Below are 13,335 nucleotides of genomic sequence, written 5' to 3'. Positions count from 1 at the left end.
GACTGGATTCTGGAGGGGATCATCTCGCAGAAGACGGACTGACGCCAGGTGTGCGCTATTTGACGCTCACGTTTCTACGTGGATGTGGAGATGTTGGTGCTCGGCCCGGTGACCAGCGAATGGAGGGCGTCGGCTGCGAAGGTCTATGGAGCCCGCTTCGTCCCCGATTTGGCTGGATGGAAACAAGTTTTTGCCGCCGCGGGGTTCACCGTGGAGGTCTTGGCGACGCGATCCGTGCACATGGAGGATATGTTGCGTGTCGCCGAACCGGACGACGTCGATTTGGCTTCGCCAGGGGCCTTGCGCGACCCGCACGTGTTGAAGGTCTTGGCGGAAAACGCGGGTTGGATGCAACGAAACCACGGCCCCTTGGGCTACGGTGTGTTTTTGTGCCGCAAGGCCGGTTTGGATGGCGGCGGACAAGGCAGCGAGGGATAGCGTGAGCCGGTGGCGGGCACGGTAAGATCACACGCGCCGTACAGCATGAGGTTCCTGCAAAGGAGGCGATGGTGTGGCGCACCATGAACAGGCGGATCGCTTTGCGGCCATCCGGGAACGGGTGGCGGAGGCGTATCAGATTGTGGATGGTCTACGGCAGTTGACGGCAGAAGCTTTGCACGAGATCGATCACGATGCATCCGGCAAGCGGCCGACCTGCAGCACATCCAGTTCTCAGCAGGTCAAGCGGTCGAGGCACTGCGCCAAGCGGCCGATCTCGCCAGGGAAGCTCGGTCGTATCAGGCACAGCATCACCTGCGCCGGTCTCGGGAGGTACCTCAGTGATGCTTCCGCGGTATCAGGGATGTTCCGGTTGTGGATGTTGGGCCGCGGCCGCAGCAGGACTTGCTGCGGCCTTTCAGGTGCGCCTTCGTCAGAACGGCAACTTTACGGGAACCGGTTCAAACTGCACGTAATCTGCGCTGACCAACTGATACCAGACGCCGCGCAACCATCCTTCAAATCGATAACGGTGCGCCGGGCCATGCAAATGGCCGTACACGCATACCTTGACGCCGAACGCCTCGAGCAGTTGCGTGAACAGCGTTTCCTCTCCTTCGGGTCCGCAAGGTGGAAAGTGCATCATCGCGATGAGGGGTCTGCCGAGCCGCTTTGCTTGTTGTAAGGACAGGCGAAGCCGTTCACCTTCCCGGCGGTAGATGGCCATATCCTCTTCGGTAAACCTCGGGTGACTGGGCAACAACCAACCGCGGGTGCCGCAAATCGCGAAGGATTCCGCCAGCAGCGCGTCGTTTTGGATGGCATACACATCGGGGGGGAGTGCTCGTCTGACCTTCCCGATGCCCCCCCACCAATAATCGTGATTTCCGCGCAGGATCACCTTTTTTCCAGGCAAACGGCCGATCCACGCCAGGTCTTCGGCAGCTTCCGCCAGCGTCATCGCCCAGGACAAGTCTCCCGGCAACAGGACGGTATCCGCAGCGGACACTTTTGCTCGCCACGCGCGGGCAATGCGATCGGTATGGTGGGACCAGTGGTCGCCAAAAACGTCCATCGGTTTGTCCGTGCCGTGGGACAGGTGTAAGTCCGCGATGGCGAACAACACAGGTCGAATCGCTCCCTTCGCTCCGATGATAGCAAAACCACCGCGGGTTGTCGTGTCGGGGAGATGTATTCTTCTCGCCGTCATCGCCGGCCGGACTTCTTGCACGGATAATGGTTCAAGAGGATGCGCGACACTGGGGGTGCACGTATGCGCGGGCAGTGGACGGAAGCTCAGTGGCGCGTGATCCACCAACCCCCTGGCAACACGGCGGTGTTTGCCACACCGGGCAGCGGCAAGACCACCACTCTGGTGGCCCACGTCGCGCACGTGGTTCAACACCGCTTTGTGCGTTCGCGCGAGGTGAGCGTGATCACGTTTACCCGCGAAGCGGCTCAAGATGTCGGGACACGGTTGCGGCAGTTGGATCTTTTGCAGGGGCGCGACGCGTTGTCTTTGTTTATCGGGACGTTTCACAGCCGGATCTTTCACTTATTGCTGCAGTCGGGCCGCCGTGTCCAGGTGGTGCTCCATGCCCGCGAACAGGGCCTCCTGCTGCGGCAGGTGCTCCGTTCCTTCGGCATGCCGCATGCTCAGACAGACATTGTGCGGTGGATCGGCTGGTTGAGCCGTTTGAAGTCCCGATGGCCTCTCTGTACGGACGGGCTGCCGCGAGAGGTTCGCCGGGTCGTCGCCGCTTACGAACGGAGCAAGCGCCGCGCTGCGCGTTGGGACTATGACGATATCCTCATGATGTATTGTGGCTTGCTTCATGACCGTGCGGTGGGTCCTCCGCCGTTCAGATACTTGTTGGTCGACGAGTTTCAGGATACGAATACGGTGCAGTGGCAAATCATCCAGGCGTGGCACCGGATGTACGATATCCCTGTCTTCGTCGTCGGCGACGACGACCAGGCGATATACGGGTTTCGGGGTGCGAACCCGGAGTGGTTGTTGCAATTTCCGCAAACGATGCCATGCGCATCCGTCCATGTGCTTGACGTGAACTTTCGTTCGGGTACGGAGATCATCCAGTGTACGCAGCGCTTGATCCGTCACAATCGTCAGCGGATCGAAAAGCGCGTGTGCGCCGGGGTTGGCCACGCAGGCCAGGTGCATTGCTTGCGATGGCGTGATGAGCACGCCCAAGCTGCCGGCGTGGTCAAACCATTGCAGCAAAGCGGGGTCTTGGGCATGACCTCTGCGGGTCAGGACATCCTCGGAGAGAAGGTGGCCGTGCTTGCCCGAACGAGAAAGCAGCTGGCCGCTCTGTGGCCTTGGCTCGCCGGCACGGGTGTAGAGTTGCGTACGTTTCACGACGCGAAAGGAAAGGAATGGGATGAGGTACACCTGATTGGTTGTGCCTTCCCGAATCCTTACTTGTTTCCGGCCGCTGGAGAACGGAACCGCCGGAGGCTGTCTGGGAGGCTGACTGGTTGCGACGGGTTAGGCGCAGACCGTTTTTCTGATGCGGGCGAGGAGGAACGGCGGTTGTTTTATGTGGCGATGACGCGTGCGAAGCAGCGCCTGTTTCTTCATGTGCCGGAACGGATGGCGGGCATCCCCGTGCAACCCCTGCCCTACCTCCGCGAGAGTGGATTGTGGATGGAGCCGGGTGAGTCGTAACTTTCGCTGGACAGCGGACACGGGATATGCTATCTTAATTTTCGCCGTTGCAAGAGGCGCCGGGGCGGCGGGGGTGAGCTGATGCCTGGCAACACCGGCTGGCGGGAGACCATCCTGCAACGGCCTTCCCGGTGGTTGCGTCCGGCCGGCGAAGCGCCCCCGCGAACGCAAGCGTTCATGCGGGTGTGGCGGAATTGGCAGACGCACCAGATTTAGGTTCTGGCGGGCAACCGTGGGGGTTCGAGTCCCTTCACCCGCATTCAAAGGGGCAAGTGAACCTGCTTCGAGGCAGGGGTCTTGCCTTTTTTTATTTATTTTGTAGCTCGGGCACGGCTCGATGATTTCACCACCCATCCGATGCGGGCGGGATGCATCGTCACGGTCCACGTGTGCATCAGGCACCCGAACATGCCGTGCAGGCGGGAACTGGTTTGTGCAGGCGTTTTCGGACGTGTTATGATAAGAAAAACGCGTGGGGTGACGAAGATGCCTGTGACCATCTATGATGTCGCCCGGGAAGCCAAGGTTTCAATGGCGACAGTATCGCGCGTACTCAACGGCACGGCTGTGGTGCGTGAGGACACCAAGCAGCGTGTGCTGGAAGCCATCGCGAAATTGGGTTACCGGCCGAACGCCGTCGCGCGCGGTCTTGCCAGCAAAAAGACACGAACCATCGGCGTGATTGTCCCTGACGTATCGGCTGCGTTTGTCGCCGAAGTCGTCCGCGGCATCGAAGACATCGCGACCATGTACGATTATCATATCATTCTGACCAACTCGGACGCGCAATTGCAACGGGAAGTCGACTTGGTCGGGACGATGTGGGAAAAGCAAGTGGACGGTATCGTCTACATGACCCATCGTTTGGTGAAGGAGCACGTCGATGCGTTTGAACAGGCACAGATCCCTGTCGTATTGTGCGCGACCGAAGATCCTGAGCGCCGCATCCCTTCGGTGAACATCGACAACCGGCGGGCAGGAAAGGATGCTGCGGCGTATCTCTTGGAACGCGGTTGTCAGCGCATCGCCTATGTGACCACGCCGAAGGGAGTATCCGTATTGAGCGACCGGCGTGGAGCCGGATTGGCGTCCGTGGTGCCCAAGGGCCAGTTTTTCCGTGTGGAGGTGGCGAGCGGGCGCTACGAACACGCCTTGCCCATCTTGAAGACGTTTTTGACCGATCACAACGTGGATGGCATTGTGGCTGCGTCGGATGAGCTCGGTTTGGCTTCGATTCACGCAGTCCAGGATTGCGGGAAACGCGTCCCGGAGGATGTCAAAGTCATGGCGTTCGATAACACGCGGCTCGCGACCATGGTGAGGCCGGAGATGACCGTGATTGCGCAGCCGATGTATGATTTCGGGGCGGTCTCCATGCGCCTTTTGACCAAGCTCCTGCATGATGAGCCTGTCGAAAGTTATAACGTCATTCTGCAGCACATCGTGGTCGAGCGCCAGTCCACCTGAACCCGTCTGCCTCCTTCGGTGTCCGCACATGACGCCTGCGGGGAGGTGTCATCTTCCTCGTCGGACGAGGACATCCGCAAGGTGAGGCCCAGCAGAGAAGGGGTGCCTGTGCGTGCTTGACGCTTTGGAGGCATTTGTGGCGAACCATCGCGACGAGATGGTGCAAACGCTCGTGGAATTGCTGCAGATTGAGAGCGTACAAGGCCATCCTGCAGATGGTCAACCGTTCGGCCCGGGGCCGGCCAACGCGCTGGCCTACGTGTTGGACCTGGCGGCGCGCCATGGCTTGCGGACGGCAAACATCGACGGTTATGCCGGACACGCCGAGTACGGGGAAGGAGACGAGTATGTCGCCGTCTTGTCTCACCTGGATGTGGTGCCCGCGGGGGCAGGCTGGACGCATCCCCCGTTTGCGGCGGAAATTCATCATGAGCGCGTGTTCGCCCGCGGTGCCATCGACGACAAGGGACCGGCGCTCAGCACGCTCTGGGCGCTCATCGCGTTGCGGGAGCTCGGCGTGCGGCCACGGCGAAAGATCCGCCTCATCTTCGGTTTAAATGAAGAGAGCGGTTGGGCGTGCGTCCGGCATTACTTCACCAAGCAGCCGCTGCCTCTGGGGGGGTTTACGCCGGATGCAGAATTCCCGCTCATTTATGCGGAAAAAGGTGTGGCGACCCTGCAGTTGACCATGCGTGCGGAAGAAGATTCCATGTCTCCGCGTGTCGTTCGTTTTGCTGGCGGCCAGCGGGTGAATATGGTCCCCGATGCCGCAACCGTCGAGGTGGACTGTTTGTCGGAGACGGCCGCCCGGGAATGGGAGCAGAGATGGTATAAAGAAGCCAAGCAGAAGCAGATCGATCTCGACATGCACGTCGACGGGACAAAGGTGTGGGCAACGGTACGCGGAGTCTCTGCACACGGCAGTACGCCGGATGCTGGGGTCAACGCGCTCATCAGACTGGCATTCCTGTTGTCGTTGCAGCCGGTTTCCAATGCCACGATGTGGCGATTTATCGCCGCCCAAGATCCTTCCGGCAAGGCTTTGGGGATCGACATGGCGGACGAAGTGAGCGGATCGTTGACCGTCAACCTCGGAACGGGCGCGTTACAGGGCGGGGAATACGTGTTTTGTTGTGACGTGCGTTATCCGGTGCGCGCTTCCGTGGATGATGTGATCAGCCGTTGTCAGGCGCGTGTTCCCGACCGGTGGCATGTGCGTCTCATCGAGCATTTGCCGCCCCTCTACGTTCCGAAAGACAGTCCGGTGGTCAGCACGCTCTTGCGTGTGTACCAAGAAGTGACGGGAGATCCCGGAGAACCGCTCGCCATCGGAGGTGCCACGTATGCGCGCGCGATTCCAAACGTGGTCGCGTTTGGCCCCAGGTTCCCCCATCAACCCGACTTGGCCCACCAACGCGACGAATCTTGGTCGTTGCAGGATTACCTGCGCTGTGTCGTCATCTATGCGCGGGCGATGGCGGAATTGGCTCATGCGTTGTAACCCACGCGCATCGAAGTAAAGCAGGGTATCCGCACGCCATCCTTTGCCATGTGCGCGTCGTCCATCCGCACCCCCGTGGAGAGAACATCCGGAGAGCGTAGCCAACGTTTTGGATAGCCAAATTCGGTGCGCCGGTGTATATTTAGTACACATCCTCGGATCCCGAAGGAGGGGAGACTCGATGCGGGTGGAACGGATCGCCAAAGATAAGGTGCGCATCTTCATCAGCTTTGACGATCTGGAAGAGCGCGGGATCGATCGCGATGAGATCTGGCAAAACGGGCGAAAGGTCCAAGAGCTTTTCTGGGACATGATGGAGACTGCGTACACCGAGGTAGGATTCGAGATCGCGGGCCCCATCGCGGTGGAGGCGTTCACGATGCCATCCGAGGGCGTCTACGTCATCGTGACGCGGGTGCCGAGTTTGCCAGGCGGACGAGATGATGAGGAAGATGAGTTGGATGCCGAGATCGCATCGGATTACTTCTCGACCTTCGTCTTTCGGTTCGCCGACTTCGAAGATGTCGTTCGTGTATCGCATGCGCTCGCCGGACGCGGTATCGAGGCCACGTTGTATGACTACCACGGCGAGTACCATGTGTTCATAGAGGAAGACAGTGTGCGCGAAGACGTGTATGACGCCGTGTGGTCCGTCCTGCACGAGTACGGCGAATACTCCGCCGTGACGGCGGCGTTGCTTGAGGAGTACGGGCGTGCCATCGTGCGCCGCCGGGCGTTTGACCGCATTGCGGCACAGTTTCCGTTGTGATCCATCTTGTCTTTTGCAGGATTCGCCATCCCGGGGATTTGGTGAAGGCGTGACAGGGCGGCGTCCCCTCCTCGCCGCCCTGTTTCTCTCACCGTTTCGTCTCCTCCGCTTCTCGTTCCCCTCGCCGTTTTTGGTTCAATGTCCCCGCAGCAAATCGAGCACCCACAATATGCACGCCGCGAGGGATGTCGCCATCAACGGCCCGATGGGCATGCCGTGAAACACGACGATCCCGATGACCGCTCCCAGGACCACGCAGATCAAGAGCGATGGATGGTTCTGGAGCAACGAAAGGCCGTGCGCATTGAGGATCGTGGCCAGTACGGCGCTGAACAGCGTGACCCAACCCGGGACGCTGAACAGGGAAGCCGTCAGTTCCCGTGTGCCGACCTCCCCTGCCGCCACAGGGACGAGGATGGAAATCATCAAACACAGCAACCCCACTTCTAAGCTTCGACGCTCGATGAGCGGAAAATATCTGCCCAAGTGCAGCAGCCGGACCGCCAACAGCATGCAGGCAGCAGCCGCGAGCGTGTTCACGCGGCCGATGACACCGACGACAAGCAGCAAAATGAGGATCATCTCGGCGGTCATCTTGGCGAGTGCTCCCCTCGGGGAAAAGCTTCTCCCGTATGCGTATGCGAACGTGCACCGCTTCATGATGAAGGGCGACCCGCCATCCACCAGGCCGCTGCGCATGCTGCGGCGAGTCCTGCGGCGGCGAGAAAGCAGACGGTGGGTGCACGCATCCCCCAACTTGCGAACGCAGGCGGTCCAAACGCAGCACCGATGAAGCGCATCCCGCTGTACAAACTTGTCACTCCCCCGCGATGGGCGCTGGCGACGAGCGACGTGATGATGGTGCTGAGGCTGGGCATGACGAGCCCTGTGCCGAGCGCCCCGGCGCTCACCGATACCACAAATACGGCGGGGTGATGCACGCACCATCCGTCCGTGGCGAGCGATCCGCAGGTGATGCACCAACCGGTGCGGACCATCCACCGCAGGCGATGGGGGTGTGTCCGGATGAACCAACCGGTGCCAAGGGCGCTTACGCTCAACACCAGCAGCGGGATGGCCAACACGAGTCCGCGCACGAGACCGTGCAAGCGTGATCCCGCCGCCATCGCGTGCGCAAGCATGAACAGGGCTCCGAACAGGTTGAACAGCGCGCAGCCGCCTGTGACCGAGACGAAGGCGATTTGCGTGGCATGCCGCCGGATGACGTCAAAGACCTGGCGGAACCGTCCTGCACGCCCTGCAACATGGCGGCCTGATGCGTCGGGGACAGCCATCAGGATCAGTCCGCCCACCCACAGCGCGATCGCTGGGAAAATAAAGAAGACGGCATGCCAGGCCAACAGGATGGCGAGTCCGCCCAGGACAGGGCTGATGCACTTCCCGATGGCATTGCCGGCCTCGTTCCAGGCAAGGACTTGCGCGCGCGCAGGACCTGCATACATGTCGCCGATCCACGCCAAGGCGATGGGGGCAGTCCCTGCGGCCCCCACACCCTGGATCACCCGACCAGCCAGCAGCCAACCCCACGGATGCGGACAAAGCCACGCCGCCAAACCGGAACAAGCCCCGCCGGCCCCGAACAACAGCAGCCCCGGGACGACGATCCGTTTGCGGCCTATCCAATCGGAGAGATATCCGGCCACCGGGATGGTAACCCCGGCTGCCACGGAGAACACCGTGATGAGCAGGCTGGACTGAACGACACTGATGCGGAGGTGATGCCGTAACTCGGGCAGCACGGGGATCATGGCCGAATTGCCAAGGACCATCACCAGCGGTACGAAGGCTAACATGGCACCGGGTACCATGGATGCCGCGCACGTTTGGCGGGGATGCGTGCGGTGGGATGGCAAGATGATACAGTCCTCCTTCATGACACCATTTCTGTGGAATCGTAGTTTTTGAAAGTCGTTGGGCGGCGATGTATACTGTTGAAGGCTTGTTCATGGCATCTTGAAACAGACCTGCATGTGGATACCTTCGCGAGGGTGATGGCTCGATGGAACATACGCAGTCTGTGCCGGCGCCGGGTGGAGAGGAGAGCAAACAACCTGCCGCCGGCGCACGCGTGCATGCCGATGTGTCTGCGGCTGCGGCACCCGGACATGCTGCATTGGCGAACACGCAGGCCGTCATTGCGGAAGCGCTCCATGTCTTGGGTTACGACGAGCAGATGTTTGAGCTTTTGAAGGCACCGCTGCGCGTCTTGACGGTCCGTTTTCCTGTCCGCATGGACGACGGCCGTGTGCGCGTGTTCACAGGTTTTCGCGCCCAACACAACGATGCGGTCGGGCCCACGATGGGCGGCATTCGGCTGCAAGCGGACGTGCGGGAAGACGATGTGGCAGCATGGGCCGCGTGGATGAGCGTCCGTTGCGGCATCGCCAATCTGCCTTTCGGCGGCGCGATGGGAGGGATTGCAGCCGACCCGCGCGATCTGTCGTTCGCGGAATTGGAACGCCTTTGCCGCGCGTACGTCCGGTCGATCAGCCAAATCGTCGGGCCCACGAAAGACATCCCGTCTCCGGACGCATTCAGCCACGCGCAGGCGATGGCGTGGATGTTCGATGAATACTCCCGCATCCGTGAACACGACTCGCCGGGCTTCATCACCGGCAAACCGCAGGTCTTGGGAGGGACGCGCGGGCGTGAAGGTGTGACCGCGCGCGGTGTGGCCTTGTGTCTGGAGGAAGCGGCCAAGGTGCGCAACCTTACGTGGTCAGGCGTGCGCGTGATGGTGCAGGGGTTCGGGCGGATTGGCAGCCATGTCGCCAAATATTTGGCTGATGCCGGTGCGCGTGTCGTCGGGATTTCCGATGCCCACGGCGCCCTGTACGATGAGGACGGGCTCGACGTCGATGCCTTGTTGGAGCGGCGCGATTCGTTCGGCGCGGTGACCAAGTGGTTCCGGAACACCATCTCCAACGCGGAGTTGCTCAGCAAACCGTGCGACGTGCTCGTCCTCGCGCTCGCCGACCACCAGGTGACCGAAGCGCAAGCACACCTCCTGCATGCCCAAGTGGTGGTCGAGGCAGCCCATGCCGCCTTGACCCCGATGGCGACGCGGCGGCTGGCGGCTGCAGGTGCCTTGGTCGTACCCGATGTGGTCGCTCATCTCGGCAGCGTGATCGCGTCCTATCTGGAGTGGGTGCAAAACAATCAGGGCTTTTATTGGACGGAAGAAGAGGTCCAGCAACGCCTGGGTACGCTGTTGCGCGAGAGTTTTCACAGGGTGTATGACACCGCCCGGCGCTACAAGTGTGACATGCGGCTTGCGGCTTACATTGTCGGCGTGCGCCGCTTGGCGGAAGCGGTGCGTTGGCGCGGATGGATTTGACCGCTTGGCACAGACCTGTCCGGAAGCCGGGTGCTCAGACCTGCTTGGAAGCCGCGTGCACGGCATGCGCGCGGAAGGGAAGCCGCTCGCGGAGGAGGGAATCGGACCCCGGGCGGCGAAGGGTGACTACGGCTTGTCCCGCAACGCCATTCGAGTATGATACGTGTGTGGGAGGTATAGGCGCTCATGCGGTCGGAAACACTCGCATCGCAAGGGGTGAGTGCAGAGATGGCAGGGTCCAGCCAAAGGGTCAAAGTTCACATCCGCTGTCGTAAGTGCGGAGAATCGTTCATACTGCGCGGCGTGCGTGACGCCAAGGGACACATCGAGACAGGCTTCAAGCGTTGCCTGTGTGACAACGAAGACGATTTCGACATCGAACCGCTCAATTAAGCCGAGGCCGGCACCCATCCTTCCATGTGCGTCCGGACTTCCGGACTGTTTCCCGGCCCATTGCCTGGCATATCCCGCCAGGCATATTTTTTTGTCGCCATGGGACAATACGGACCGAAAACCAGCGGGCATGGGAGGCATGTGCCTGATGAAACTGTTGAGGGTCCTGTTGTTCGTCCTCGCGATCGCGCTGGTGGTCGTTTTCACCCCCTTGGCCGCAGCGCCGCAAGCGATGGCGTTCACCGCCCGCCATCTGGTGTACGGGAGTCGCGGTGACGACGTCTACGAATTACAGAGCCGTTTGCGCCTGCTTGGGTATTACTGGGGGCGCGTGGACGGCTTGTTCGGCTGGAAGACGTATTGGGCGGTGCGGACGTTTCAATATAACTTCGGGATGAAGGTAGACGGGGTGGTCGGTCCAAAGACAAAACGGATGCTGGTGAAGGCGACGCCGAATTGGCATTGGCGCAGAAGCGGCGGATCTCGGTCCGCGTCGAACCACGCCTTGCCTTCCCGTGTTCAGGGTCTGAGCGCCTCCGACATCCGGTTGATGCAGCACGTGGTGTACGGTGAGGCGCGGGGAGAGCCGTTTGAGGGGCAGGTGGCGGTGGCCGCCGTGATTTTAAACCGGCTGCACAGCCCGAAGTTTCCGCACAGCATTCCCGCCATCATCTACCAACCAGGCGCGTTTGACGCGGTCAGTGACGGCCAGATCAATTTGCCGCCGGACGAGACATCGCTCCAGGCGGTGCTCGATGCCATCCACGGCTGGGATCCGACGCACGGGGCACTGTACTACTTCAATCCTGCGAAGGCGACCAGCAGGTGGATCTGGTCGCGCCCGCAGATTGCGCGCATCGGCAGCCACATCTTCACACTGTGACTTTCGGGTGAGAGGGGGATGCGTATGCTCCACCGGACGACATGGATCGCCATCCCGGTCCTGGCTGCCGTCGTGTTTGGCGCGGCCACAGGGTGGTGGGGATACGACCAGTACCGTCAGCGGCAGGCTTTGGCGCTGCAGGCGGAAAACCAGTATGAAGCATCGTTCCACGAATTGGTTGCCCACGTGAATGCGCTCGAAACCGAGATCGGCAAGGCGATCATCACCAGCGATCCGACTGCATGGGACAACCGTTTGCGAGACATGTGGCGGTTGAGTTACGCCGCGCAAGGGGACGTCGCGCGCCTGCCCTACGGCTTGCTGCCGATGCACAACGTGCAACAGTTTTTATCCGATGTGGCCCAAGAAGCCAACGATTGGTTGGATCAAGGTGTGCGGCCCACGGAACGCGCGGTGAACAAGTCCCTGCAGACCCTGTACGCGCGGGCACACACCGTGTCCGCCCGGCTGGCCGCGCTCACGGACGTGATGGCGCCGGATCGCCTCCGCTGGCTTGCGGTTCAACAGGCGTTGGCCGACGGCAAGTCAGACAACCAAATGGTGGACGGGTTTCGGCGTCTCGACGGCGAGGCGGGTACGTTCGTCGAAAGCCGTGTCCGGGCGAACGTGCAACCTGTTGCGGCGGACTCGTTTGCACGCGAACCCGAGGTCGACCCAATGACTGCCGCCCGACGACTCGCGTCGTTTGCCGGCGTGGCCGGGCCTGCGGCAGATTGGCAGGTGCAGGCGTTGGGCCAGGGCCGTCAGGGACGAACATGGCTTGTCGTGGGTCAGACGTCAGGCCAAAAGCGGATTGTCGGTTATGTCACCCGCCATGGCGGGCACGTGATCGCCTTTACGTTGAGTGGCGGGCAAGGCGCGGCAAAATTCGATTTTGCCGACGCGGAGGACCGTGCCGTCGCTTGGTTGCGCAGCCGTGGTTTTGGCCCCGTCGCGGTGATGGACGGGATGCAGTACGGCAACGTGGGTTATTACGTATGCTCGCCGACCGTCCACGGGGATCCCGTCGTCGACCGTCAGCTGTCGGTCAAGGTATCGCTCGCCGATCTTCGGGTGATTGGCTTCGCGCAGGCTGGAGACGTCGGCAAACCTGTTTTGCCGTTGCCGCCGCGCACGCTGACGGACGAGCAGATTCGCCGCCGGTTGAATCCCGTCTTTCGCGTGGAGATGATGCGCGACGTGATTGTCAAGGATGCGAAAGGCCGGTATCAGCCTGCCGTGGCTGTCTACGGCACGTACGACGGGGAGACGTATCGCATGTACATCGACGCCCGCACGGGCCGCGAGTTGGAAACCGACCGTTTGACCGATCGCACGGTGTGATGTGTGTTGCGTGCGCGGCTCTCTATCGACAGGTGGCTCATCCTGTCCGCATGGGGACTGGGCTTGGCCACCATGTTGGTTCAAGCGTTGGCGCAGAACCTGAACGTGCGGCGGACGTTCGACGCCTGGGAACACCGCTTTATGCGGGTGGCCTCGCCATGCGTCCCTCGCCATGCCACGTTGACCCTGTATTTGTCGCCGGCCCGTCCGGCGCCGCAGCTGCGGCTCTTGCGCAACGGCCGGAAGGTGGCAGATTTTCGCCAGGATTGTGTCCAGGTCGACGTACAAAACGGAGATGTCCTGTCGTTTGCGGCAGACGAGGCGAACCCCGCTTGGCAGGTGGTGGTCGATCACGCTGGCCCGGTTTTCGTGTCGCCCGCATCGGGGCAGGTGTTCCCTGTCAAGCCGGGTGAACGCATGGTGGTGTTGTTGCGGGAGTTTTCCTCCGTGTGCTAGTATAGGGTTGGCTGGACTCGGGTTTACCAAGCATCTC

13 protein-coding genes and 1 tRNA gene are annotated in these 13,335 nt (G+C 61.3%); 11 read left to right on the top strand and 3 right to left on the bottom strand.

Translation table 11 applies throughout. The features are described from left to right. Positions 1-90 precede the first annotated feature (90 nt). On the top strand, positions 91-438 hold the full coding sequence (locus IEX97_RS10005; protein WP_188882752.1) for a hypothetical protein: 348 nt from the start codon (positions 91-93) through the stop codon (positions 436-438). A 433-nt stretch (positions 439-871) separates the two neighbouring features. Here IEX97_RS10005 and IEX97_RS10000 read toward each other — a convergent pair whose 3' ends face one another. Beyond that, positions 872-1,564, bottom strand: coding sequence for a metallophosphoesterase (locus IEX97_RS10000; RefSeq protein WP_229776784.1), 693 nt, complete (start codon positions 1,562-1,564; stop codon positions 872-874). A gap of 147 nt (positions 1,565-1,711) precedes the next feature. On the opposite strand from IEX97_RS10000, the gene IEX97_RS09995 reads away from it, so the two are divergent. The 6 genes from IEX97_RS09995 (at position 1,712) to IEX97_RS09975 (ending at position 6,864) form a co-directional block, all read left to right on the top strand. Beyond that, a complete protein-coding gene (locus IEX97_RS09995; RefSeq protein ID WP_188882748.1) occupies positions 1,712-3,127 on the top strand; it encodes a UvrD-helicase domain-containing protein in 1,416 nt (471 codons plus the stop codon). An 81-nt stretch (positions 3,128-3,208) separates the two neighbouring features. Further along, positions 3,209-3,343 (top strand): hypothetical protein, encoded by a 135-nt coding sequence (locus IEX97_RS13925; protein ID WP_268238335.1) that lies wholly within the window; start codon positions 3,209-3,211, stop codon positions 3,341-3,343. Further along, positions 3,307-3,386, top strand: a tRNA-Leu gene (locus IEX97_RS09990). Before IEX97_RS13925 ends, IEX97_RS09990 begins: the two co-directional genes overlap by 37 nt. Positions 3,387-3,613: 227 nt before the next feature. Beyond that, positions 3,614-4,594 carry a substrate-binding domain-containing protein gene (locus IEX97_RS09985; RefSeq protein WP_188882747.1) on the top strand — a complete coding sequence of 327 codons (981 nt, stop codon included), beginning with the start codon at positions 3,614-3,616 and terminating at the stop codon, positions 4,592-4,594. Positions 4,595-4,730: 136 nt separating this feature from the next. Next, positions 4,731-6,095, top strand: a complete 1,365-nt coding sequence (gene pepV, locus IEX97_RS09980; RefSeq protein WP_229776782.1) for a dipeptidase PepV — start codon at positions 4,731-4,733, stop codon at positions 6,093-6,095. Between the two features lie 181 nt (positions 6,096-6,276). After that, entirely contained in the window at positions 6,277-6,864 is a 588-nt protein-coding gene (locus IEX97_RS09975) for an adaptor protein MecA (RefSeq protein ID WP_188882745.1), read from the top strand. 135 nt (positions 6,865-6,999) lie between these two features. Here the strand turns inward: IEX97_RS09975 and IEX97_RS09970 are convergent, their stop codons facing one another. Together IEX97_RS09970 and IEX97_RS09965 are read right to left on the bottom strand one after the other, a co-directional pair. Further along, positions 7,000-7,458 (bottom strand): DUF441 domain-containing protein, encoded by a 459-nt coding sequence (locus IEX97_RS09970; RefSeq protein ID WP_188882743.1) that lies wholly within the window; start codon positions 7,456-7,458, stop codon positions 7,000-7,002. Positions 7,459-7,520: 62 nt separating this feature from the next. Continuing rightward, positions 7,521-8,678: an MFS transporter gene (locus IEX97_RS09965; RefSeq protein WP_188882741.1), complete on the bottom strand. Its 1,158-nt coding sequence runs from the start codon at positions 8,676-8,678 to the stop codon at positions 7,521-7,523. 206 nt (positions 8,679-8,884) lie between these two features. Between IEX97_RS09965 and IEX97_RS09960 the strand changes: the two genes are divergently transcribed. From IEX97_RS09960 to IEX97_RS09945, 4 genes are all read left to right on the top strand, one after another. After that, positions 8,885-10,222, top strand: a complete 1,338-nt coding sequence (locus IEX97_RS09960; RefSeq protein WP_188882740.1) for a Glu/Leu/Phe/Val family dehydrogenase — start codon at positions 8,885-8,887, stop codon at positions 10,220-10,222. Positions 10,223-10,763: 541 nt separating this feature from the next. Further along, on the top strand, positions 10,764-11,498 hold the full coding sequence (gene sleB / locus IEX97_RS09955) for a spore cortex-lytic enzyme (RefSeq protein WP_229776780.1): 735 nt from the start codon (positions 10,764-10,766) through the stop codon (positions 11,496-11,498). Between the two features lie 24 nt (positions 11,499-11,522). Next, entirely contained in the window at positions 11,523-12,842 is a 1,320-nt protein-coding gene (locus tag IEX97_RS09950) for a PepSY1/2 domain-containing protein (protein ID WP_188882738.1), read from the top strand. Between the two features lie 3 nt (positions 12,843-12,845). Beyond that, positions 12,846-13,298, top strand: coding sequence for a hypothetical protein (locus IEX97_RS09945; RefSeq protein ID WP_229776778.1), 453 nt, complete (start codon positions 12,846-12,848; stop codon positions 13,296-13,298). Positions 13,299-13,335: the final 37 nt, after the last annotated feature.

Origin of the sequence: Paenalicyclobacillus cellulosilyticus, assembly GCF_014647315.1 — a bacterium.
Lineage (GTDB): Bacteria > Bacillota > Bacilli > Alicyclobacillales > Alicyclobacillaceae > Alicyclobacillus_J > Alicyclobacillus_J cellulosilyticus.
The sequence above is the reverse complement of the archived record's forward strand: the minus strand, read 5'-3'. Positions and strand labels throughout refer to the sequence as shown.

Excerpts from the sequence above, each read along its gene's own strand:
- IEX97_RS13925 (WP_268238335.1), top strand. The coding sequence starts at position 3,209 with ATGCCTGGCAACACCGGCTGGCGGGAGACCATCCTGCAACGGCCTTCC.
- IEX97_RS09950 (WP_188882738.1), top strand. The coding sequence starts at position 11,523 with ATGCTCCACCGGACGACATGGATCGCCATCCCGGTCCTGGCTGCCGTC.
- IEX97_RS09965 (WP_188882741.1), bottom strand. The coding sequence starts at position 8,678 with ATGTTAGCCTTCGTACCGCTGGTGATGGTCCTTGGCAATTCGGCCATG.
- IEX97_RS09995 (WP_188882748.1), top strand. The coding sequence starts at position 1,712 with ATGCGCGGGCAGTGGACGGAAGCTCAGTGGCGCGTGATCCACCAACCC.
- IEX97_RS09985 (WP_188882747.1), top strand. The coding sequence starts at position 3,614 with ATGCCTGTGACCATCTATGATGTCGCCCGGGAAGCCAAGGTTTCAATG.
- IEX97_RS09960 (WP_188882740.1), top strand. The coding sequence starts at position 8,885 with ATGGAACATACGCAGTCTGTGCCGGCGCCGGGTGGAGAGGAGAGCAAA.
- sleB (WP_229776780.1), top strand. The coding sequence starts at position 10,764 with ATGAAACTGTTGAGGGTCCTGTTGTTCGTCCTCGCGATCGCGCTGGTG.
- IEX97_RS09975 (WP_188882745.1), top strand. The coding sequence starts at position 6,277 with ATGCGGGTGGAACGGATCGCCAAAGATAAGGTGCGCATCTTCATCAGC.
- IEX97_RS09970 (WP_188882743.1), bottom strand. The coding sequence starts at position 7,458 with ATGACCGCCGAGATGATCCTCATTTTGCTGCTTGTCGTCGGTGTCATC.
- IEX97_RS10005 (WP_188882752.1), top strand. The coding sequence starts at position 91 with ATGTTGGTGCTCGGCCCGGTGACCAGCGAATGGAGGGCGTCGGCTGCG.